We start from the raw sequence: 20,289 nt of genomic DNA on the forward strand, positions 1-20,289 counted from the left end.
GCGGCCCGTGGCGGGAACCCTCGGTACCCTGCCGCCCGTTGGGTCCCGTGAGAAGTCCGTGGGAGGCCCGGCGGGAGACGGATCTGTTCCGCCCCCGGCCGCGTCCCGGGGGAAGGGGCTCCGACCGGAGTCGTCGGGGTGTCGAGCGGGGGAAGGGGGTGCGGGGCTGTGCGTGCCCTCACCGGTCTGTGGCGCTGGCGGCGGAACCCGCTGCGCCGCAGGACCGATCTGGTCGAGTCCTGGGTGGCGCTGGTGTCCGTGCTGCTCGCCCTGGTCGCCGCGCCGGTGGCCGGCTCGCTGGTCGGCTCGGCCGCCCGGTCCACGCTCCAGCGGTCGGTCCAGGAGGAGCGCCGGGACCGGCATCCGGTGACGGCCACGGTGGTGCGCCGGCTCGACCGGTTCGCCGTGGAGCCCGATCCGGACACCTCCTCGGGGCAGGAGGCTCGCAGCAGAGTGGTCGCCGACTGGCGGGCCGTCGACGGAAGCCGGCACCGCGGCCCGGCCACGTCGGAGCTCAGGGCCCCGCGTCCCGGGGACCGCTTCCCGCTGTGGACCGACGGGCGCGGCCGGGTCGCCGCGCGCCCGCTGGAGCCCGCCACCGCCACCGCGCACGCCGTGCTGGCCGGGTGCGGCGCGGCGGCGCTGGCCGCGGGGCTGATCGAGTGCATACGCAGGCTGGCCGTCGGGATCCTGGTCCGCCGACGGTACGCGCGCTGGGACCACGACTGGGACCGTGCGGGCCCGGACTGGGGGCTCACCGGCGCCGGCAGCTGACGGCCTTCCGGCTCTGGTCATCCGACCACCGGCGCGCACGCTACGGTGGTCCGGCCGACGCATCGGCATCAACCCGCGTACGACGAGGTGGGGGCTCAGCAGCGCCATGGCACAGGGCACGGTCCAGGTGACGCACACCGGCACATCGCGGTGGCGGCGCCGCACGGGTGAGTACGCATCGCTCGCCGCAGCCCTGGAGGCCGCTGCGGAGGGCGACGTCCTCACCGTCGCCCCGGGCACCTATCGCGAGAACCTCGTCCTGCAGCGGGCGGTGACCCTGCGCGGCCCGGAGGGCTCCCCCGGCTCGGTGCGCATCGCTCCCGCGGACGGCGTGCCGCTGACGGTGCGCGCGTCGGCGGTGGTGCAGGACCTGCACGTGGAGGGGCAGGACGCGGCAGCGCCGGCGCTGCTGGTGGAGGAGGGCACCCCGGAGCTGCGCGACGTACGGGTCGTGACCCGGTCCGCGGCGGGCATCGAGGTGCGCGGCGGGGCCCGCCCCACCGTGCGGCGGTGCACGGTCGACAACCCGGCCGGCATCGGCATCGCCGTGCTCGACGGCGGCGGCGGGGTGTTCGAGGAGTGCGAGGTGGTCGCCGCCGGCCAGGCCGGGGTGGCGGTCCGCGGCGGCGCGCACCCGCGCCTGGAGCGCTGCCGGGTGCACCACGCCTCGGGCGTCGGCCTCTCCGCCACGGGCGACAACTCCGCCCTGGAGGCGGTGGGTTGCGAGGTCTACGAGGTCCGCGGCAGCGGCGTCCAGATCACCGGCCGGGCCACCGCGCACCTCACCGACTGCGATGTGCACCGCACCACGGCGGACGGGGTCACGCTCGACACCGACGCGGTGCTGACCCTCGCCGACTGCCGCATCCACGACATCCCGGAGAACGCGGTGGACCTGCGGTCGCGTTCCGTGCTGACCCTGACGCGGACGACGGTGCGTCAGTTCGGGCGCAACGGGCTGTCGGTGTGGGACCCGGGCACCCGCGTGGACGCCAACCAGTGCGAGATCTTCGACAGCACCGGCGACTACCCCGCGGTGTGGGTCAGCGACGGCGCGACCGCGGTGCTCGACTCCTGCCGGGTGCACGACGTGCCGGACGCCCTGTTCGTGCTGGACCGCGGCTCCCGCGCGGACGTCGTCGACAGCGACCTGTCCCAGGTGCGCAACACGGCCGTGTCGGTGAGCGACGGCGCCACCGCGCAGCTCGACGACTGCCGGATCAAGGACGCGGCCACCGGCGCCTGGTTCCGCGACCACGGCAGCGGCGGCACGCTCAACAACTGCACGGTGGACGGCACGCAGACCGGCGTGATCGTCACCAAGGGCGCCGACCCGACCATCGAGCGCTGCACGGTGTCCTCCCCGGCGGAGGCCGGCTTCTACGTGTCCGCGGGCGGCCGCGGCAGCTTCCTGGGCTGCCGTGTCACGGGCAGCGGCGGGTACGGCTTCCACGTGATCGACGGCTGCCGTACGACGCTGCGCAGGTGCCGCACCGAGCGGTGCGCCCGCGGCGGGTACGAATTCGCGGAGGGCGGACCGGACGCGGTCGCGGGGTCCGGGCCCGTGGTCGAGGACTGCACGAGCGACGAGAGCGGGAGCCTGCGCCCGCCGGTGGCGCGCGAGACGGCCGCGCAGCCGGCGGCCCCGGCCGCGGGACTGCTGGGCGCGATCCCCGGCCAGCGCTCGACGGAGCCGGAGCCGCTGCCCGCGGTGCCCGCCCCGGAGCCCGGCGTACCGGGCCGCAGCGCGAAGGACGTGCTGGGCGAACTGGACGCCCTGGTGGGCCTGGAGAGCGTCAAGCGGGAGGTACGGGCGCTCACCGACATGATCGAGGTGGGCCGGCGCCGCCGGGAGGCGGGCCTGAAGGCCGCCTCGGTCAAGCGCCACCTGGTCTTCACCGGCTCCCCGGGGACCGGCAAGACGACCGTCGCCCGGCTCTACGGCGAGATCCTGGCCTCCCTGGAGGTGCTGGAGAAGGGGCATCTGGTCGAGGTGTCCCGGGTCGACCTGGTGGGTGAGCACATCGGCTCGACCGCGATCCGCACCCAGGAGGCGTTCGAGCGCGCGCGCGGCGGGGTGCTGTTCATCGACGAGGCGTATGCGCTGTCCCCGGAGGATGCGGGGCGGGACTTCGGCAAGGAGGCCATCGACACCCTGGTGAAGCTGATGGAGGACCACCGTGACGCGGTCGTGGTGATCGTCGCGGGCTACACCGCCGAGATGGAGCGCTTCCTGTCGGTCAACCCGGGGGTGGCCTCCCGCTTCTCCCGCACCATCACGTTCGGCGACTACGGCCCCGGGGAGCTGCTGCGGATCGTGGAGCAGCAGGCCGAGGAGCACGAGTACCGGCTGGCGCCGGGTGCGGCGGAGGCGCTGCGGACGTATTTCGCGGAGATCCCGAAGGGCCCCGCGTTCGGCAACGGGCGGACGGCGCGTCAGACCTTCGAGGCGATGGTGGAGCGGCACGCGAGCCGGGTGGCCCAGGTGGCGGACCCGAGCACGGACGACCTGACGCTGCTCTACGCCGAGGACCTGCCCGATCTGCCCTGACGTGTCCCCGGCGGGGGGCGGCACCGTGCCGCCGCCCCCGCCCTGGCTGCCGGTGAGCCGGTCCGTGTGGCGGGGTCCCGGCAGGCCGGGGCGCCGCCGGGCCAGGAGGTGCTGCCGCTCCCCGGCGAAGGCCGGGCCCGCCCGGCGGTCCGAGTGGCCGGGGACCGGTGCGGACAGCGGGTGCGCCCGGAGGCGAGCGGGGCGGTCGGCGGGAGGGTCTCCGTCACCGGGCAGCCGGACGCTGCCGTCGGGGGCCGCGCCGCACACCCGGCGGCACCGAAACTCCCCGATCCGGCTGCCGCCGGGGCGACCCGCCGGCGGGCGGCCGGGCGCCCCTGGCGGGCGGTGGCGCGGGGGCCGGGGAGCCGTGGAAAGATGGGACCTCCACGCGCCCGGACGGCCCGTTTCTCCCAGCCGAAGCGGGTGGGCGGGGCGGGAGGACGGATGGCGGCGAAAGGAACCGGAGCGCACGTGAGTGAGAATCAGAACCTCCTCGCGGAGCAGCGGCGCGCCCTGATCCTGGACGAGGTGCGGCGCCGCGGCGGTGTCCGGGTGAACGAGCTGACCCGCAAGCTCGGCGTGTCGGACATGACCGTCCGTCGTGATCTGGACGCGCTGGCCCGCCAGGGTGTGCTGGAGAAGGTGCACGGCGGGGCGGTGCCGCTGGTGGAGGCGAGCACGCACGAGCCGGGCTTCGAGGCCAAGTCGGGGCTGGAGCTCACCGCCAAGGAGGACATCGCGAGGGCGGCGGCCCGGCTGGTCGCGCCGGGCACGTCGATCGCGCTGTCGGGCGGTACGACGACGTATGCGCTGGCGCAGCACCTGCTGGACGTGCCGGACCTGACGGTGGTGACGAACTCGGTGCGGGTGGCCGACGTGTTCCACACCGCGCAGCGCACGACGGGCCGGCGGCCGGGCGCGGCCACGGTGGTGCTCACCGGTGGGGTGCGCACGCCGTCCGACTCGCTGGTGGGACCGGTGGCCGACCAGGCGATCGCCGCCCTCCACTTCGACCTGCTCTTCCTCGGCGTGCACGGCATATCGCTGGAGGCCGGCCTGTCGACGCCGAACCTCGCGGAGGCCGAGACGAACCGGCGGCTGGTGCAGTCGGCACGGCGGGTCGTGGTGGTCGCCGACCACACCAAGTGGGGTGTCGTGGGCCTGAGTTCGTTCGCGGGACTGGAGCAGGTCGACACCCTGGTGACGGACGCCGGGCTGCCGGCCCAGGACCGGGCCGAGATCGCCGACCGGTTGCGCCTGGTGGTCGCCGGTGAGCCGGACGAGGGGGCGGACAGCCGGGAGAGCGCTGGCTAGGCTGTGCGCGGGCCCGCGGCCTTCGTACGCGCGTACGGCGCGGGTCCGACGACCCGCCCGGGGGCGGCGGCCGCTCGGGGCCGGTCTCCGCGCGGACGCCACGAAGGAGGTTCGTCATGGCTCGCCGACTGCGCCCGGTGGGAAGCGACTTCGCCGGAACCGCGCCCGTGCGGCTGGTCTTCGCCCGGGAGGTCTCCGCCGCCCCCGATCGGGTCTTCCACGCCCTGGCCGAGGATGTGGCCGGCTGGCCGCGGTGGTTCTCCGCGGTGACCGACGCACGGCCCTCCGACGGCGGCGCGGGGCGCGAGATCCGGCTGCGGGGCGGGATGCGGTTCGCCGAGACCGTGCTCGCGGCGCAGGCGCCCGAGGTCTACGCCTATCGCGTCGACACGACCAACGCGCCGGGCCTGCGCGCGCTGGCCGAGGAGTGGCGGCTGTCGCCGGCGCCGGGTGGCGGCACCCGGGTGCAGTGGACGTTCGCCGCCGACGGGACGGCCGCCTTCCGGCTCGCCCTGACCCTGGGCCGGTCCGGCCTCGGCCGGGCCTTCCGGGGTGCCGTGACCGCGCTGGAACGGCATCTGGCGGCGTCCTGACCCGGCCGGCGAGGATCCCGGACCCGGCGGGGGCTTCCGGCCCGGCGGGCGGTCCCGGGCCGGGCGGCGATTCCGGCCTCGGCAGCGGTCGGGGGTCACCTCACCCGGGCCACTCCCCCGTCGCCAGGAACGACTCGATCGAGGCCGCGTACGGGGCGATGTCCAGCCCCTGGGCGGCGAGCCAGTCGTCCGAGTAGTACTTGTCGAGGTAGCGGTCGCCGGGGTCGCACAGCAGGGTCACCACGCTGCCGTTGCGGCCCTGCGCCACCATCTCGGCGATGATCTTCAGCGCGCTCCACAGGCCGGTGCCGGTCGATCCGCCCGCCTTGCGGCCGATGGCCCGTTCCAGGGCGCGGACCGCGGCGACGGTGGCCGCGTCCGGGACCTTCATCATCCGGTCGACGGCACCGGGTACGAAGCTCGGTTCCATGCGGGGGCGGCCGATGCCCTCGATGCGGGAACCGCAGTCGCAGGTGACGTCCGGATCACCGGTCGTCCAGCCCTCGAAGAAGCAGGAGTTGTCCGGATCGGCGACGCAGATCCGGGTGTCGTACTGCATGTAGTGGACGTAGCGTGCGAGGGTCGCGGAGGTGCCGCCGGTGCCCGCGGTGGCGACGATCCACGCCGGCTCCGGGTACCGCTCCAGCTCCAGCTGGCGGAAGATGGATTCGGCGATGTTGTTGTTGCCGCGCCAGTCCGTGGCGCGTTCCGCGTAGGTGAACTGGTCCATGTAGTGGCCGCCCGTCTCGGCCGCGAGGGCGGCGGAGGCGTCGTACATCGTGCGCGGGTCGTCCACGAAGTGGCACCGGCCGCCGTGGAACTCGATCAGACGGCACTTCTCGGCGCTGGTCGTGCGCGGCATCACCGCGATGAACGGCACACCGATGAGCTTCGCGAAGTACGCCTCGGACACGGCCGTGGAACCGCTGGACGCCTCGATCACCGGACGGCCCGGTCTGATCCAGCCGTTGCACAGACCGTAGAGGAACAGCGAGCGGGCCAGCCGGTGTTTGAGGCTGCCGGTCGGATGGGTCGACTCGTCCTTCAGGTACAGATCGATGCCCCACGCCTCGGGCAGCGGGAAGCGGAGCAGATGGGTGTCGGCGGACCGGTTGGCGTCGGCCTGGACCTTGCGGACCGCCTCTTTCAGCCAGGCGCGGTAGCCGGCGTCGCTGCGGTCGGCGTCGAGGGTCTCGCCGGTCCGGCGCTGTGGGGTGGTGCTCACGTCGGGGCTCCTTACGCTGGGCGCCGACGGCGTGGAGCGCGGCCGGACGCACCCGATGATAAGCACCTTCCGGCACGCTTCCCACCTGCATAAACACGCCTTTGAGGCGGTCAAAGGAGCAGCTGGGGGCCACGGCCCGGGAGGCACCCGGCGCGCGGAGGGCGCATTCCGGGGGCGCATTCCGGCGAGTGCTCCGGGCACCCATGGCGAGCACGCCCCGCACCCTGGCGCTCCCCATCGAAGCGGGGCAGACTGCACCGACGGGACGAAGGTCCACACGGGGGCACGCCGCACCCCGCGGTGCGGACCGGTTCGCCCACCGGACGGCACCAGCAACCAGCAGCGACACAGGCAAGGGGGCGGCAGGGCATGGCGGAGCCGGAGTTCACGGCCACGGGCGTGCGGATCGACCAACGGCTGCGCTCGCTCACCCGGGCCGGGCAGGTCCGGATCAACGACGGCAGGCTGGAGTTGCTCACCAGCTACGGCAGCGAGATCGACAGCGCCCCGGTCGGGACGGTGCGCGCGTCGAGGCCGTGGTTCGCGCCGGAGGACCGGGCGCAGGCCGAGGTCAACGGCAAGCGGTACCAGCTCACCCTCGGCGACCACGACCCCGCTCCGGGCGAGTCGGGGCCGCCCGCGGCGCGCCGGTTCATCGAGGCCGTGCGCCGGGCGGCGGGACGTGACGGCTGAGGCTCCGCGCGCCGGGGTCCCGCGAGTTGCGGGGTCGGGCGCCGTGCGTCACTCTGGTCACACGTCACTCTGGGTTTACCGGCGATAACGCTGCGAACCAGCCCGCCGGCCACGACAGCAGGCGGCATTGCCACGCAGGCGCCCTGCTGATTTCCGAACGTCGTGTTCTTCCGGACCTCTATGTCGGGGAGTCGCAGCCGTGATCAGTCACCCGAGCAGGCACTGCACGGTGGAGCTCCATGCCCTGCCGTCGCGGATCGGCCAGGTCCGCAGAATCGTATCTGCGCACCTGCGCTACTGGCATCTGGACCTTCTCATCGACCGGGCCGCGCTCGGTGTGACGGAATTGCTCACCAACGTCCACCAGCACGCCGAGCCCGACAAGTTGTGCACCGTGGAGCTGGAGCTGCTGCTCGAGCGGCTCACCGTCTCGGTGCGCGACCACGATCCCCGCCTTCCCGTGGTGGAGGACGTGGGGCCGCTCGCGACCGGTGGCCGCGGGCTGGCGATGGTGGCCGCCATGAGCGAGACCTGGGGCGCGCGCCCGGACGGCGAGCGGGGCAAGGTCGTGTGGTTCACCCTGCCCACCGTCGCGACCGCCGTGGCCGCGCCGGCGCGGGCGCCACGCCTGGTGACCGCGGAGCCGTCGCTGCACCCTTTCACGCACGTGGAGACCGCGCTCGACGGCGCGCGGCCCGCGCACGCTCCCGCCCGGTCCGCCGTTCCCGGCTGACCGAGCGGTGACCGGGCCCGCGCGGACCGCTCGCCGGCCGCGTGTGCGGGCCCCTGTGGCCGCCGCCGCCGAGGAACCTCTCGGATCCTTCGGTGGCGGCGGTCCGCCGGGCCGTCGGGACTCCGTCCCGGACACGCACCGGAACGGCCCGGGGTCGCCGGCGGCGTGCGGGATCGCCGCGGGCGACCACCGGGACCGGCGGGGTGCGCACGTCCGCGCGGGCTGCCGAGGATCCCGGGCCGCCGGCTTCCGGTCCCCGTGCGGCTTCCGGCCGGGGCGGGCCCGCACCCGTCGGCAGCGCCGTCACGACGCACGGGGCCGCGGGCAACAGCCGCACCGCCCCGCCGCCGCTCTCACGCGGGACCGCCCCGGCCGCCCGCGCGGCCGAACTGCTCCTCCAGCACCGACAGTCGGCGCCAGTACTCGTCCTCCTCGATCTCGCCGGAGGCGAAGCGCCGGCCGAGCACGGCGAGTGGTGAGTCGGGCGCGGGGTGGCCGTCGGCACCGCCCCGCAGACCGTCGAACGGGCCCCGCCACGGCCCGCCTGGACCGCCGCGCCGGCCGGTCCGGCGCAGCACGGTGACGACGCCGAGCACGACGGCCGCCCAGACCAGCGGAACAAGGAGGATCCACGGCCCGGGTCCGCCGTTCCCGTACGCATGGGTGTGCATGTCCGGTTCCTTTCCCCGGGGATGACGCGGGGGTGTCCGCGGGCTCCGGAGGGTTTTCCAGGAAGCCGAATCGAGCGTGCCTCCCCACCGGGGCCCCCGTCGTCGTGCACCCGGCGACCGCGTGCGTACGCCCTGGGGAGCAGCGGGGGTGGCGGCGGCTGCTCCGCGGGGGGGCGGGCCGGCAGTGGCTCGCACCGTGATGCCGCGCGGCGGCCGTGGAGCGGCCGCCGTCCCGGCCGTGAAGGAGCCCACCCGTCGTCCGCCGCGGCGGCTCCCCGCAGCCGGCTGTCCGGCGGCCGGGTGGGTGCGGCAGGCCGCCAGGGCGGCGTTCAGGCCGGCGCTGCCTGGCCGGTGGTCAGGTCAGCGCCGCCAGCGGGTCGTCGAGGACCGGCTGCCAGGCCAGTTCGGCCGCGCCGACGAGGCTGTTGTGGTCGAGGGTGCACGGCAGGATCGGCACCCCGCCGCTCTGACCCCACAGGCTGCGGTCGGCGACGACGGCCCGCAGGCGGTCCGGGTCGGCGTCGAGGAGGGTGCGGTGCAGGCCGCCGAGGATGATCCGGTCGGGGTTGAGGATGTTCACCAGGCCGGCCAGTCCCAGGCCCAGGCGGTCGATCAGGGCGCCGACGGCCTCCCGGACGGCCGGATCGCCGTAGTGGTCCCGGATCAGGTCGTGGGCCTGCTGGAGGAGGGACACCTCGGGGCCGGGGGTGCGGCCCGCGGCGGTGAGGAAGGCCAGGGGGTCGGCCTCCACGTCCAGGCAGCCCCGGCTGCCGCAGTGGCAGGGGCGGCCCTCGGGGTGGACCGTGAGGTGGCCGACCTCGAGGGCCAGTCCCCCGCTGCCGGTGTGCAGCCGCCCGTCGAGCACCAGGGCACCGCCGACCCCGCGGTGCCCGGTGGCGACGCACAGCAGGTCGCGGGCGCCGCGGCCCGCGCCGTGCCGGTGCTCGGCCAGGGCCGCGAGGTTGACGTCGTTCGCCGCGAACGCCGGTCCGGTGATCCCGGCCTCGCGCACGCACTCGGCGAAGATCCGGCGGACCGGGGCGCCCGGGGGCCAGGCCAGGTGCAGCGGGTTCAGGGCGAGCCCGTCGGGTTCGGCGACCGCCGACGGCACGGCGAGCCCGGCGCCGACGCAGCGCCTGCCGGTCGTGCGCAGCAGCTCGGCACCGGCCTCGACGACGGAGCCGAGCACCTGGGCGGGGTCGGCGTCGACGGTCTCGCAGCCGGGGGCGGTGGCCACGATCCGGCCGCCCAGACCGACCAGGGCCGCTCGGAATCCGTCGGCGTGCACCTGGGCGGCCAGCGCGACGGGCCCGTCCTCGGCGAGGGCGAGCCGGTGCGAGGGCCGGCCCTGCGAACCGGCCGCCGCGGCCGGGCGGGCGTCCACCCTGATGAGGCCCAGCGCCTCCAGCTCGGCCGCCACCGCGCCCGCCGTCGCCCGGGTCACCCCGAGTTCGGCGGTGAGCACGGCACGGGTCGGCGCCCGTCCGGTGTGCACGAGCTCCAGCGCGGGCCCGAGGGCGCCGCGCCCCCGGTCCAGCCGTGTCCTCGAGGTGGTCCCTTCCCCCGCCGTCCGGGGGTCCGCCTTGCCGGTCATGAGGGCGAGTCTCCCATGATCCGCCGGACGTCCGTCCGGCGCCGCGGGTCAGCGGCCGCTGGCCCGGAGGGTGATGTTCAGGCGTCCGGTCAGGCCCAACTCGGGCGGTGCCGTGCCCGCGTGCACGCGCGGGACGCCGTGGTGGGCGAGCCGGGCCGGGCCGCCGAACACGAACAGGTCGCCGCTGCGCAGTGCCACGTCCGTGTACGGGCGGCCCCTGGTCCCGGTGTTGCCGAAGCGGAACACGCACGTGTCGCCGAGGCTGAGCGAGACCACGGGGGCGGTGGAGTGCTCGTCGGCGTCGCGGTGCATCCCCATCCGGGCGTCGGCGTCGTAGAAGTTGATCAGTGCGATGTCGTACGCGTCGCCCGGCACCGCGTCCGGTCCGAGCGCGTCGGCGACCGCGCGCCGGGCCAGGTCGCCGAGCCACTGCGGGAACGGCTTCACCGGGGAGCCGTCGCCGTCGACGACGGTGCGGGCGTACGCGTACGGGTACCAGTGCCAGCCCAGGCACACCTGGCGGGCGGTCATCGTCCCGCCGCCGGGGGTGTGCACGGTGCGCAGCCCCGCGGGCGGGCGGGCCCAGACCCGGCAGGCGGTCAGCAGCTCCCGCTGGCGCCGCGCGTCCAGCCAGTCGGGCACGTGCACGGCACCGGGCGCGACCCGGCGGCGCGGGCGCGGGAACAGCTCGGCGTCCATGGCCTCCATGCTCTCCATCCTCGTCCATGCCCGCGGGCATGTGCCCGGTGCCCGGGACGGCGCGGCGGCCGCGGGCACCGGTCGGCGGCCCCGCGGGCGCGGGTCCGGCCCGCGCGACCGGTCCTGAGCTGGGGCTCCGCTAGCCTGGACGGACGATGAGCGACCGTATGACGACCCCGTGGGGCGAGCTGGAGCTCGCCCGGTTCCCCGAGGATCCCCGCGACCGGCTGCGCGCCTGGGACGCCTCCGACGAGTACCTCCTGCGGCACCTCGCGGAGCAGGGGCTCGGGAGCGGGCCGCAGGACGGCGGCGGCCACGGGAGTGTGGTGGCGGTCGGGGACCGGTGGGGCGCGCTGGTCACCGCGCTGGCCGCGCACCGTCCGGTGCAGATCACGGACTCCTTCCTCACCCGGGAGGCGACGCGCGCCAACCTCGCCCGCAACGGGGTGGCGACCGGCGCGGTGCGCCTGCTGACCACGCAGGATCCGCCGCCGGAGCGGATCGACGTCCTGCTGGTGCGGGTGCCGAAGAGCCTGGCCCTGCTGGAGGACCAGCTGCTGCGGCTGGCACCCGGAGTGCACGCGGACACGGTCGTCGTCGGCACCGGCATGGTCAAGGAGATCCACACCTCGACGCTCCAGCTGTTCGAGCGCATCCTCGGACCGACCCGGACCTCGCTCGCCGAGCGCAAGGCGCGGCTGATCCACTGCGCACCTGACCCGGCCCTGGTCCGGCCGGCGAGCCGCTGGCCGCACCGGTACGAGCTGCCGGACGGCATCGGCGCCGTGTCAGGGCGGACGGTCGTCAATCACGCCGGAGTGTTCTGCGCGGAGCGCCTGGACATCGGCACCCGCTTCTTCCTTCAGCACCTGCCCGGGGGCCGCGGTGCGCGGCGCGTGGTCGACCTGGGCTGCGGCAACGGCGTGGTGGGGACGGCGGTGGCCCTGGCGAACCCCGAGGCCGACGTGCTCTTCGTGGACGAGTCCTTCCAGGCGGTGGCGTCCGCCGAGGGGACGTACCGGGCGAACGGCGTGCCGGGGCAGGCCGAGTTCCGGGTCGGCGACGGTCTGGCCGGACTGCCGGACGGCGGCGTGGACCTGGTCCTGAACAACCCGCCCTTCCACTCGCACCAGGCGACGACGGATGCGACGGCACGGCGGATGTTCACCGGGGCGCGGCGGGTGCTGCGCCCCGGTGGCGAGCTGTGGGTCGTCGGCAACCGGCACCTGGGCTACCACGTGGCCCTGCGGCGCCTGTTCGGGAACTGCGAACTGGTCGCGAGCGACCCCAAGTTCGTGGTGCTGCGGTCGGTCAGGCGGTAGCCGGGGCGGGGCGCGCGCCGAGCACCGCGACGAACCGCTCCACCTCCGCCACCATCGCCTCCCGGCCCACGCTGAGGTACTTGCGCGAGTCGACGGCCTGCGGGTGGGTGGCCAGGAAGGCGCGGATCGCTCCGGTCATGGCGACGTTGAGGGCGGTGCCGACGTTGACCTTGGCGATGCCTCCGGCGACGGCGGCGGCCAGCTCCTCGTCGGGCACGCCGGAGGAGCCGTGCAGGACGAGTGGCACCTCCAGGGCACCGGCCAGGCGCTTGAGCAGGTCGTGGTCGAGCGCGGCGGTGCGTTCGGTCATGGCGTGCGCGTTGCCGACGGCCACGGCGAGGGCGTCGACCCCGGAGTCCGCGACGAACGCGTGCGCCTCACCGGGGTCGGTGCGGGCACCGGGTGCGTGGGCGTCGAGCGGCGGGTGCCCGTGCTTGCCGCCGATCTCCCCCAGCTCCGCCTCGATCCACAGCCCCTGCGCGTGGGCCCACTCCGCGGCGGCGCGCGTCGCGGCGAGGTTCTCCGCGTACGGGAGCCGGGAGGCGTCGTACATGACGGAGCTGAAGCCCGCGTCGGATGCCTGGCGCAGCAGGTCGTCGCTCTGCACGTGGTCGAGGTGCAGGGCCACGGGGACGGCGGACCGTTCCGCCGCCGCGACGGCGGCCCGGGCGATCGGGCGCAGTCGGCCGTAGCGGAACTTGACGGCGTTCTCGCTGACTTGGAGGACGACGGGCACGCCGGCCGACTCGGCGCCGGCGACGACGGCCTCGACGTGTTCCAGCGTGATGATGTTGAAGGCGGCGACGGCGGAGCGCGCGGCGGCGGCGCGGGTGACCAGGTCGCCGGTCGTGGCAAGCGGCACGGCGTGTCCTTTCCGGGGGCGGAGGCGGATCTCCGGTGAGGCGGGGGAACTCCGGGGTGGTGCGGGAAGGTCGGAGGCTGCGGCGGGACCGCGCCGGGGGGCGTCAGCCGTCGAGGACGACCGAGCGGGTCAGATGGCGGGGCCGGTCCGGGTCCAGGCCGCGGGCCGCGGCGACGGCGACCGCGAGGCGCTGCACGCGGACGAGTTCGGCGAGTGGGTCGAGGGTCCCCTCGACCCACTGGCCGCCGGTGGCCCGCACCTGGTCGGCGAGTCCGTCGGGCGCCGGGCCGATCATCCAGGTCGCGGTGGAGCGGGTGGTGACGCTGATGGGGCCGTGCCGGTACTCCATGGCGGGGTAGGCCTCGGTCCAGGACAGGGAGGCCTCCCGCATCTTCAGCCCGGCCTCGTTGGCGAGGCCGACGGTCCAGCCGCGGCCGAGGAACGTGAACTGCGTGCACTCCACGAGTCCGGCGGGCAGCGGAGCGGCCAGGGCGGTGCGGGCGTCGGCGACGGCGGTGTCGGAGTGCAGCCCGAGGTGCGCGCGCAGCAGGGTGAGCGCGGTCGTGGCGAACCGGGTCTGCACCACGGAGCGTTCGTCCGCGAAGTCGAGCACCACGACGTCGTCGGCGGCGCCCATCACCGGGGTGTCCGGGTCCGCGGTGACGGCGGTGGTCGGGATGCGGCCCTTCACCTGCTTGAGCAGCTCCAGGACTTCGGTGGTCGTGCCGGAGCGGGTGAGTGCGACGACCCGGTCGTAGCGGCGGCCCGGCGGGAACTCGGACGCGGCGAACGCATCGGTCTCCCCCTGCCCCGCACCCTCCCGCAGCGCGGCGGCCGCCTGCGCCATGAAGTACGAGGTGCCGCAGCCGACGATCGCGACCCGCTCCCCCGGTCCCGGCAGTGCACCGCCCCGCGCGGCGGCCTCGGCCGCGGCGCGGGTCCAGCACTCGGGCTGGCTGGTCAGCTCGTCCTCGACGTACGTCATGCCCCACCTTCCTCTGGATGATCGTTCTTGCAAGATAGCGTCGCCTTTCGAGCATAATCAAGCATTCGGCGTCGCGCAGGGTGCGCTAGGGTCGCGGAGGAACGAGGAACGGAGGCGCGGGATGTCGCGCGACGCGCGCTGGAAGGCGCTGCTGGAACTGCTCGTCGAGCGCGGCCGGCTGGATGTCGAGGAGGCCGCTGCCGAGCTGGAGGTGTCCGCCGCGACGATCCGACGCGACTTCGACCGGCTGGCCGAGCAGCAGATGCTGGTGCGGACCCGGGGCGGCGCGGTCGTGCACGGTGTCTCCTACGAGCTGCCGCTGCGCTACAAGACGGCCCGCCGGGCCTCCGAGAAGCAGCGGATCGCCACCGCGGTCGCGGACCTCGTGGCACCCGGCGAGGCGGTGGGCCTGACCGGCGGCACGACCACCACGGAGGTGGCCCGCGCGCTGGCGGTCCGGGCCGACCTCGCCTCCGGCACGCCGGCGCTGACCGTCGTGACCAATGCGCTGAACATCGCGAACGAGCTGGCCGTGCGGCCCCAGTTCAAGATCGTGGTGACCGGCGGCGTCGCCCGGCCGCAGTCGTACGAGCTCATCGGGCCGCTCGCGGACGGCGTGCTGGGCCAGATCACCGTCGACATGGCGGTGCTCGGGGTGGTGGCCTTCGACGTGGCGCACGGCGCCGCGGCGCACGACGAGGCGGAGGCCGCGATCAATCGCCTGCTGTGCGAGCGGGCGGAACGGGTCGTCGTGGCGGCCGACTCCAGCAAGCTGGGCCGGCGCGCCTTCGCGCGGATCTGCCCGGCCGAGGCGGTGGACACCCTGGTCACGGACACGGCGGCAGAACCGGATGCGGTCCGGCGGTTCGAGGAGGCGGGCGTCCGCGTCGTCACCGTCTGACCTGCGCCGGCGGGCCGGCGGCACAGGTCAGACGCGCAGAAACCCCACCCCACGGCCGTCGTTGCACCCGGTGGGCACGGTCACGACCGTCTCGCGCCGCCAGGGCCGGGGCGGCACGGGGACCTGCACGGGGGCGGCCGCCCGCGTCTGGGCCTGGAGGGCGACGCTCACCAGGGTCACCAGCAGGTCGACGTCCGCGGAGGCGTCGAGACGCAGTGTCACCCAGTGCGACCCCGGCACCATCCGGACGGGGGTGAACCGCCGCAGGTCGCCCGCCAGTCGCCGGATGGCCGGGGCCGTCAGGCGGAGGTCCACGTCCCGGTCCGAGTGGAAGTGGACGACCTCGCCGCGGACCGAACTCAGCGCCCGCCCCGTGCCGCAGCTCGGCGCCGATTCCATCAGGTCGGGCCAGGTGGCGAGTTGGGACTGCGCGCGCTCTGCCAGCGTCATGGTGCCATCATGGCCCGCTCACCGCACGGCAACCGAGGCGTGAGCGAGCCTTAACCGATCCGTGTCCGACGGCGGTGCGGCACTCAATCGCCCAACGGCGGTACGGCACAAAAATCGGCAGTTCCGGCCGCTCCGGTGAGGCGACCTGCCGCTCCGCCCGCCGCACACGGGGCGTAGCCCAAATGACAGCTGTTCTTCCGTTTGACGTTCACCCCCTGGACGTCCAGCATCAAATCGATACGCTCACGGCCCGAAGCGCCCATCCCCGGTCGAGTGGAAGGCGGAGCCCCATGGCAGACGGGACGTCCAGACGGACCCTGATCGGCGAACTCACCGCCGAGTTCCTGGGCACGCTGATCCTCATCCTGTTCGGCTGCGGTGTGGTCGCCCAGGTCGTGGCCGGACAACTCGGTGATCACAACAGCATCGCGTGGGCCTGGGGTTTCGGTGTCACGTTCGGTGTGTACGTCGCCGCGCGCGTCAGCGGCGCGCACCTCAACCCGGCGGTGACGCTGGCCCTGGCGTGTTTCAAGGGCTTCGCCTGGCACAAGGTCCTGCCGTACGCCCTGGCGCAGACGCTCGGGGCGTTCGTCGCGGCCCTGCTGGTGCGCTGGAACTACACCGAGCTCCTCGCGAAGGCCGACCCCGGGCACACCTTCAAGACTCAGATCGTCTTCTCCACCCTTCCCGGCAACGGGGTCTTCCCGGTCAGCGAGTGGGGTGCCCTGCGCGACCAGATCATCGGCACCGCGATCCTGCTGCTGCTGATCTTCGCCGTGACCGACCTGCTGAACACGCCCCCGGGTGCCAACCTCGCACCCCTGATCATCGGTTTCATCGTGGTGGCGATCGGCATGGCCTGGGGCGCGGACGCCGGGTACGCCATCAATCCGGCGCGCGACCTGGGTCCCCGCCTGGCGAGCTATCTGACGGGCTACAGCACCGCCTGGCGCGACCAGTACGGCCAGCTGTACTTCTGGGTGCCCATCGTCGGGCCGTTCATCGGCGGCGTGCTCGGTGCCGCGATCTACCGTCTGCTGATCACCCCGTACCTCGCGGCGGCGCCGGAGGAGCAGGAGCCGGGCCGGGTCCCCGCGCCCGACCCCGAGCACTAGGAAACGGCCGGGTCGGGTCATGGAACGGGCCGGCGGTCCAGGGCGCGCCCGGGGCGGGCGGGTCCTCGTGGCGTTGCGCCGGCCGCCCGCCGCGGCGGCCTCCGCGCCGCCGTCCCGGGCCCGCCCGGCCTCTCTCCTGACCGTTTCCGCGCACGTTCCGGTCCCGCCGGGAGCCTCTGATCGCGTCTGGGGGCACACTGGCAATAAGCGCCGTCTGCTCACGAGGGGGTGTCGAGGGTGACACGTCGTACGGGAGTGTGGCTGTGGCGCTGGCGGAGCAATCCGCTGCGCCGGACGAGTGATGTGGTGGAGGCGTGGCTGCTGCTCGCCGCCTGCGTCCTCGCCGTGGCGGGCGGGCTGCTGTCGGCGGTGCTGACGTCGGGCGTCATGCAGCGGAGCGCGGACCGGGTGCGCGCCGAGAGCCGGCCGATGGCCGCCGAGCTGACCGCGGAGGCGACCCACGGGCCGGCCCGGCCGAGCAGCGCGGCGCTGGTCTGGGGCACGGTCCGCTGGACCGACCGGGACGGCACGGCCCACACCGGCCGGGCCCGCGTGCCGGCCGCCGCCCGCCCCGGGAACCAGGTCACGGTGTGGACGAACGGCCGCGGGAGGCTGACCTCGCCGCCCGCCTCCGCGGCGGACGCCACGTTCCAGGCGGCCCTCGGCGGTCTCTGGGCGGGCACGGCTGCGGTGGGTGCGGTCCTCGGAGGCGTCAAGCTCGTCCGGGGCCGCCTCGACCGGCACCGCATGGCCCAGTGGGCCGAGGAGTGGGCCCTGGTGGACTCGCAGTGGGGCCGCAAGACGGGCTGAGGGGGCTCCCCCGCCCGGAAGGTCGCGCCTGGCCCACCGCGGCCGAGCGTCCGGGCGGTCGGGCTCGGGACGGACCGGCGGTCGCTCCTCCGGGCCGGGCCGGTGGTCCCGTCACCGGGAGCCGGCCCGGATCTGCGGGGAGGCTGCTCAGAGGGCGCGCTCCAGGCGCTCCGACATCAGCTGGACGAACCGTGCGGGGTCCTTCGGGCGGCCGCCCTCGGCCAGCACCGCCAGACCGTGCAGCACCTCCACGGTTCCGGCGAGCCGGGTGCGGTCCTCGTTCTCCCGGTAGGCCTGGTTGAGCCCCTTCACGAGCTGGTGGTCCGGGTTGAGCTCCAGGATCCGGCGGGCGGGCGGGACCTCCTGGCCCATGGCCCGGTACATGTTCTCCAGGGCCGGGGTGAGTTCGTGCGCGTCGGAGACGATGCACGCCGGGGACACGGTGAGCCGGGACGACAGACGGACCTCCTTGATCCCCTCGTCCAGCTGCTCGGTCATCCAGCCGAGCAGGTCCGCGTAGGCGTCGGCCTGCTGCTCGCGCTCGGTGCCGGCGTCGTCGCCGGTGCGGCCGCCGAGGTCGATCTCGCCCTTGGCGACGGACCGCATCGGCTTGCCCTCGTACTCGCCCACCGCGTCGACCCACACCTCGTCGACGGGGTCGGTGAGCAGCAGCACCTCGATGCCGCGGTCGCGGAAGGCCTCCATGTGCGGGGAGTTCTCGATGCTCCGGCGCGACTCGCCGGTCAGGTAGTAGATGTCCTCCTGACCGTCCTCCATCCGCTCCAGGTACCCCTTCAGCGTCGTCGGCCCGCCGTCGCCGTACGTGGTCGGGAAGGAGGACACGGCGAGGAGCGCGTCGCGGTTCTCAGCGTCGGTGACCAGCCCCTCCTTCAGCACGGCGCCGAACTCCCGCCAGAAGGTGGTGTAGCGCTCCGGGTTCCTGGCCATCATGTCCTTCACCGAGGACAGCAGCTTCTTCGTCAGGCGGCGCTGCATCATGCGGATGTGGCGGTCCTGCTGCAGGATCTCGCGGGAGACGTTCAGCGAGAGGTCCTGGGCGTCGACGACTCCCTTGACGAAGCGCAGGTAGGAAGGCAGCAGCGCCTCGCAGTCGTCCATGATGAGGACCCGCTTGACGTACAGCTGCAGTCCGCGCCGGAAGCCCTGGGTGAAGAGGTCGTGCGGCGCGTGCGCGGGCACGAACAGCAGGGCCTGGTACTCGAAGGTGCCCTCCGCCTGGAGCCGGACCGTCTCCAGCGGGTCGCGCCAGTCGTGCCCGATGTGCTTGTACAGCTCGTGGTACTCGTCGTCGGACACTTCCTCGCGCGAGCGGGCCCACAGCGCCTTCATGGAGTTGAGCGTCTCGGGCGCGGCCGGCCCGCCCCCGGCCGCCTCGGCGCCGTCCCCGCCGGCCGGCGCCTCCTGTGCGGGGGCGGGCGTGACGAGCCGGATGGGCCAGGTGATGAAGTCCGAGTACTTCTTGACGATCTCCTTGATCTTCCGGGCGGAGGTGTAGTCGTGGAGCTGGTCGTCGGAGTCCGCGGGCTTCAGGTGCAGGGTGACGGAGGTGCCCTGCGGCGCGTCGTCGACCGTCTCCATGGTGTATGTGCCCTCGCCGCGGGAGGTCCAGCGGGTGCCCCGGGCCTCGCCGGCCCGCCGGGTCAGCAGGGTCATCTCGTCGGCGACCATGAAGCCCGAGTAGAAGCCGACGCCGAACTGGCCGATGAGCCCCTCGGCCCCCGCCGCGTCCTTGGCCTCCTTCAGCTCCTCCAGGAAGGCGGCCGTGCCGGAGTGGGCGATGGTGCCGATCAGGCGCCCCACCTCGTCGTGCGTCATCCCGATGCCGTTGTCGCGCACGGTGAGGGTGCGGGCGTCGCCGTCGGGCTCGATCTCGATGTGCAGGTCGGACGTGTCGGCGCCGGGCGCGTCGTCCCGGAGCGCCGCGAGGCGCAGCTTGTCCAGCGCGTCGGACGCGTTGGAGACGAGCTCGCGCAGGAACACATCCTTGTTCGAGTAGACCGAGTGGATCATCAGCTGGAGCAGCTGACGGGCCTCTACCTGGAACTCAAACGTTTCGGTCGGCATGGTTCGCCCTTACCTCGCAAGTCGCCGTGCGGCCATCACTACTGGTGGCTGTCACTGTAAAACACCACATCGGGCGGTGACTTGTTCCCGGCCGCGGGTCCGGGCGGTCGCGGCGGGCGGGCGTCCGGCAGACTCACCGTCATGGAGACTGTCGCATTCCTCGACGCACTGGACCGGGAGGGCCGCCTGCTCGCGGCGGCCGCCGAGGACGCGGGGACCGGCGCCCGGGTGCCGACCTGCCCGGGATGGCGGGTCCGGGACCTGCTGCGCCACACGGGCGCGGTGCACCGTTGGGCCGCGGGATTCGTCGCGGAGGGGCGCACCGCGCCGGTCCCCCTGGACGCCGGGCCCGACCTCGACGGCGACGCGCTCGTGGCCTGGTACCGGGACGGTCACCGCCGCCTCGTCGGGACGCTGGCGCAGGCGCCCGCGGACGTGGCCTGCTGGACGTTCCACCCCGCGCCGTCGCCGTCCCCGCTGGCCTTCTGGACCCGGCGGCAGGCGCACGAGACGGCCGTGCACCGGTACGACGCCGAGGCGGCCCGCGGGGGCGCGCCGACGGCGGTCGGCGCGGACTTCGCCGTGGACGGGATCGACGAGCTGCTCCGCGGCTTCCACGCCCGGTCCCGCAGCAGGCTGCGCACGGACGAGCCGCGGACCGTACGGGTGCGCGCCACGGACACCGGCGCGGTGTGGACGGTACGCCTGTCCGCGGGCCCGCCGGCCGCCGCACCGGAGGACACCCCGACGGCGGACGCCGAACTGGCGGGCCCCGCGGCGCGGTTGTACCTGGCGCTGTGGAACCGGCTGCCGGTGCCCGTGACCACCGGCGACCGCGCGCTCGCGGAGCTGTGGCGGGAGAGGGCGGCCATCGTCTGACCCGCGGGCCCGCACCGGCGCCGTCCGGCTGCG

The 20,289-nt window shown here is 74.6% G+C and carries 19 protein-coding genes; 11 read left to right on the forward strand and 8 right to left on the reverse strand.

Annotation, left to right across the window (positions count from 1 at the left end; all coding sequences use genetic code 11):
- Positions 1 to 168 precede the first annotated feature (168 nt).
- The 4 genes from P3H78_RS11770 (at position 169) to P3H78_RS11785 (ending at position 5,232) form a co-directional block, all read left to right on the forward strand.
- Positions 169 to 774, forward strand: coding sequence for an Rv1733c family protein (locus P3H78_RS11770; RefSeq protein ID WP_276108860.1), 606 nt, complete (start codon positions 169 to 171; stop codon positions 772 to 774).
- A 106-nt stretch (positions 775 to 880) separates the two neighbouring features.
- Positions 881 to 3,325, forward strand: a complete 2,445-nt coding sequence (locus P3H78_RS11775; protein WP_276108861.1) for a right-handed parallel beta-helix repeat-containing protein — start codon at positions 881 to 883, stop codon at positions 3,323 to 3,325.
- A 471-nt stretch (positions 3,326 to 3,796) separates the two neighbouring features.
- Positions 3,797 to 4,639, forward strand: coding sequence for a DeoR/GlpR family DNA-binding transcription regulator (locus tag P3H78_RS11780; RefSeq protein ID WP_276108862.1), 843 nt, complete (start codon positions 3,797 to 3,799; stop codon positions 4,637 to 4,639).
- A gap of 116 nt (positions 4,640 to 4,755) precedes the next feature.
- A complete protein-coding gene (locus P3H78_RS11785; protein ID WP_276108863.1) occupies positions 4,756 to 5,232 on the forward strand; it encodes an SRPBCC family protein in 477 nt (158 codons plus the stop codon).
- A 100-nt stretch (positions 5,233 to 5,332) separates the two neighbouring features.
- On the opposite strand, the gene cds1 is transcribed toward P3H78_RS11785, so the two are convergent.
- Positions 5,333 to 6,457, reverse strand: coding sequence for an L-cysteine desulfhydrase Cds1 (cds1, locus tag P3H78_RS11790; RefSeq protein WP_276108864.1), 1,125 nt, complete (start codon positions 6,455 to 6,457; stop codon positions 5,333 to 5,335).
- Positions 6,458 to 6,826: 369 nt separating this feature from the next.
- Between cds1 and P3H78_RS11795 the strand changes: the two genes are divergently transcribed.
- Positions 6,827 to 7,150: a hypothetical protein gene (locus P3H78_RS11795; RefSeq protein ID WP_276108865.1), complete on the forward strand. Its 324-nt coding sequence runs from the start codon at positions 6,827 to 6,829 to the stop codon at positions 7,148 to 7,150.
- A gap of 199 nt (positions 7,151 to 7,349) precedes the next feature.
- Positions 7,350 to 7,883 carry an ATP-binding protein gene (locus P3H78_RS11800; protein WP_276108866.1) on the forward strand — a complete coding sequence of 178 codons (534 nt, stop codon included), beginning with the start codon at positions 7,350 to 7,352 and terminating at the stop codon, positions 7,881 to 7,883.
- A 353-nt stretch (positions 7,884 to 8,236) separates the two neighbouring features.
- On the opposite strand, the gene P3H78_RS11805 is transcribed toward P3H78_RS11800, so the two are convergent.
- The 3 genes from P3H78_RS11805 to P3H78_RS11815 all read right to left on the reverse strand — a co-directional run bounded on the left by P3H78_RS11805 (position 8,237) and on the right by P3H78_RS11815 (position 10,847).
- Positions 8,237 to 8,554 carry an SHOCT domain-containing protein gene (locus tag P3H78_RS11805; protein WP_276108867.1) on the reverse strand — a complete coding sequence of 106 codons (318 nt, stop codon included), beginning with the start codon at positions 8,552 to 8,554 and terminating at the stop codon, positions 8,237 to 8,239.
- 355 nt (positions 8,555 to 8,909) lie between these two features.
- A complete protein-coding gene (locus P3H78_RS11810; RefSeq protein ID WP_276108868.1) occupies positions 8,910 to 10,148 on the reverse strand; it encodes an ROK family protein in 1,239 nt (412 codons plus the stop codon).
- Between the two features lie 48 nt (positions 10,149 to 10,196).
- Entirely contained in the window at positions 10,197 to 10,847 is a 651-nt protein-coding gene (locus P3H78_RS11815) for an alpha-ketoglutarate-dependent dioxygenase AlkB family protein (protein WP_276109224.1), read from the reverse strand.
- Positions 10,848 to 11,014: 167 nt separating this feature from the next.
- On the opposite strand from P3H78_RS11815, the gene P3H78_RS11820 reads away from it, so the two are divergent.
- On the forward strand, positions 11,015 to 12,169 hold the full coding sequence (locus tag P3H78_RS11820; protein ID WP_276109225.1) for a methyltransferase: 1,155 nt from the start codon (positions 11,015 to 11,017) through the stop codon (positions 12,167 to 12,169).
- Here the strand turns inward: P3H78_RS11820 and P3H78_RS11825 are convergent.
- Together P3H78_RS11825 and P3H78_RS11830 are read right to left on the reverse strand one after the other, a co-directional pair.
- Entirely contained in the window at positions 12,159 to 13,031 is an 873-nt protein-coding gene (locus P3H78_RS11825) for a class II fructose-bisphosphate aldolase (RefSeq protein WP_276108869.1), read from the reverse strand. The two genes, P3H78_RS11820 and P3H78_RS11825, sit on opposite strands and share 11 nt — an antisense overlap.
- A 103-nt stretch (positions 13,032 to 13,134) precedes the next feature.
- Positions 13,135 to 14,016: an SIS domain-containing protein gene (locus tag P3H78_RS11830; RefSeq protein WP_276108870.1), complete on the reverse strand. Its 882-nt coding sequence runs from the start codon at positions 14,014 to 14,016 to the stop codon at positions 13,135 to 13,137.
- Between the two features lie 121 nt (positions 14,017 to 14,137).
- Here P3H78_RS11830 and P3H78_RS11835 point away from each other — a divergent pair, with 121 nt between their 5' ends.
- Positions 14,138 to 14,917 carry a DeoR/GlpR family DNA-binding transcription regulator gene (locus P3H78_RS11835; RefSeq protein ID WP_276108871.1) on the forward strand — a complete coding sequence of 260 codons (780 nt, stop codon included), beginning with the start codon at positions 14,138 to 14,140 and terminating at the stop codon, positions 14,915 to 14,917.
- A 27-nt stretch (positions 14,918 to 14,944) separates the two neighbouring features.
- Here the strand turns inward: P3H78_RS11835 and P3H78_RS11840 are convergent, their stop codons facing one another.
- Complete coding sequence (locus P3H78_RS11840; RefSeq protein WP_276108872.1) at positions 14,945 to 15,367, reverse strand: luciferase domain-containing protein; 423 nt, start codon at positions 15,365 to 15,367, stop codon at positions 14,945 to 14,947.
- 290 nt (positions 15,368 to 15,657) lie between these two features.
- On the opposite strand from P3H78_RS11840, the gene P3H78_RS11845 reads away from it, so the two are divergent.
- A complete protein-coding gene (locus P3H78_RS11845; RefSeq protein ID WP_276108873.1) occupies positions 15,658 to 16,482 on the forward strand; it encodes an MIP/aquaporin family protein in 825 nt (274 codons plus the stop codon).
- Between the two features lie 237 nt (positions 16,483 to 16,719).
- On the forward strand, positions 16,720 to 17,292 hold the full coding sequence (locus tag P3H78_RS11850) for an Rv1733c family protein (protein WP_276108874.1): 573 nt from the start codon (positions 16,720 to 16,722) through the stop codon (positions 17,290 to 17,292).
- Positions 17,293 to 17,439: 147 nt separating this feature from the next.
- Here the strand turns inward: P3H78_RS11850 and htpG are convergent, their stop codons facing one another.
- Entirely contained in the window at positions 17,440 to 19,377 is a 1,938-nt protein-coding gene (htpG, locus tag P3H78_RS11855) for a molecular chaperone HtpG (RefSeq protein ID WP_276108875.1), read from the reverse strand.
- Between the two features lie 141 nt (positions 19,378 to 19,518).
- Here htpG and P3H78_RS11860 point away from each other — a divergent pair, with 141 nt between their 5' ends.
- On the forward strand, positions 19,519 to 20,256 hold the full coding sequence (locus tag P3H78_RS11860) for a maleylpyruvate isomerase family mycothiol-dependent enzyme (protein ID WP_276108876.1): 738 nt from the start codon (positions 19,519 to 19,521) through the stop codon (positions 20,254 to 20,256).
- Positions 20,257 to 20,289 lie beyond the last annotated feature (33 nt).

The organism is Streptomyces tropicalis, assembly GCF_029269835.1.
Taxonomy (GTDB): Bacteria; Actinomycetota; Actinomycetes; order Streptomycetales; family Streptomycetaceae; genus Streptomyces; species Streptomyces tropicalis.

Bases quoted from the DNA above. Each gene is read 5' to 3' on its own strand.
- P3H78_RS11775 (WP_276108861.1), top strand. From the start codon at position 881: ATGGCACAGGGCACGGTCCAGGTGACGCACACCGGCACATCGCGGTGG.
- P3H78_RS11845 (WP_276108873.1), top strand. From the start codon at position 15,658: ATGGCAGACGGGACGTCCAGACGGACCCTGATCGGCGAACTCACCGCC.
- P3H78_RS11820 (WP_276109225.1), top strand. From the start codon at position 11,015: ATGACGACCCCGTGGGGCGAGCTGGAGCTCGCCCGGTTCCCCGAGGAT.
- P3H78_RS11860 (WP_276108876.1), top strand. From the start codon at position 19,519: ATGGAGACTGTCGCATTCCTCGACGCACTGGACCGGGAGGGCCGCCTG.
- P3H78_RS11795 (WP_276108865.1), top strand. From the start codon at position 6,827: ATGGCGGAGCCGGAGTTCACGGCCACGGGCGTGCGGATCGACCAACGG.
- P3H78_RS11810 (WP_276108868.1), bottom strand. From the start codon at position 10,148: ATGACCGGCAAGGCGGACCCCCGGACGGCGGGGGAAGGGACCACCTCG.
- htpG (WP_276108875.1), bottom strand. From the start codon at position 19,377: ATGCCGACCGAAACGTTTGAGTTCCAGGTAGAGGCCCGTCAGCTGCTC.
- P3H78_RS11815 (WP_276109224.1), bottom strand. From the start codon at position 10,847: ATGGACGCCGAGCTGTTCCCGCGCCCGCGCCGCCGGGTCGCGCCCGGT.
- P3H78_RS11830 (WP_276108870.1), bottom strand. From the start codon at position 14,016: ATGACGTACGTCGAGGACGAGCTGACCAGCCAGCCCGAGTGCTGGACC.
- P3H78_RS11805 (WP_276108867.1), bottom strand. From the start codon at position 8,554: ATGCACACCCATGCGTACGGGAACGGCGGACCCGGGCCGTGGATCCTC.
- P3H78_RS11840 (WP_276108872.1), bottom strand. From the start codon at position 15,367: ATGACGCTGGCAGAGCGCGCGCAGTCCCAACTCGCCACCTGGCCCGAC.
- P3H78_RS11785 (WP_276108863.1), top strand. From the start codon at position 4,756: ATGGCTCGCCGACTGCGCCCGGTGGGAAGCGACTTCGCCGGAACCGCG.
- P3H78_RS11835 (WP_276108871.1), top strand. From the start codon at position 14,138: ATGTCGCGCGACGCGCGCTGGAAGGCGCTGCTGGAACTGCTCGTCGAG.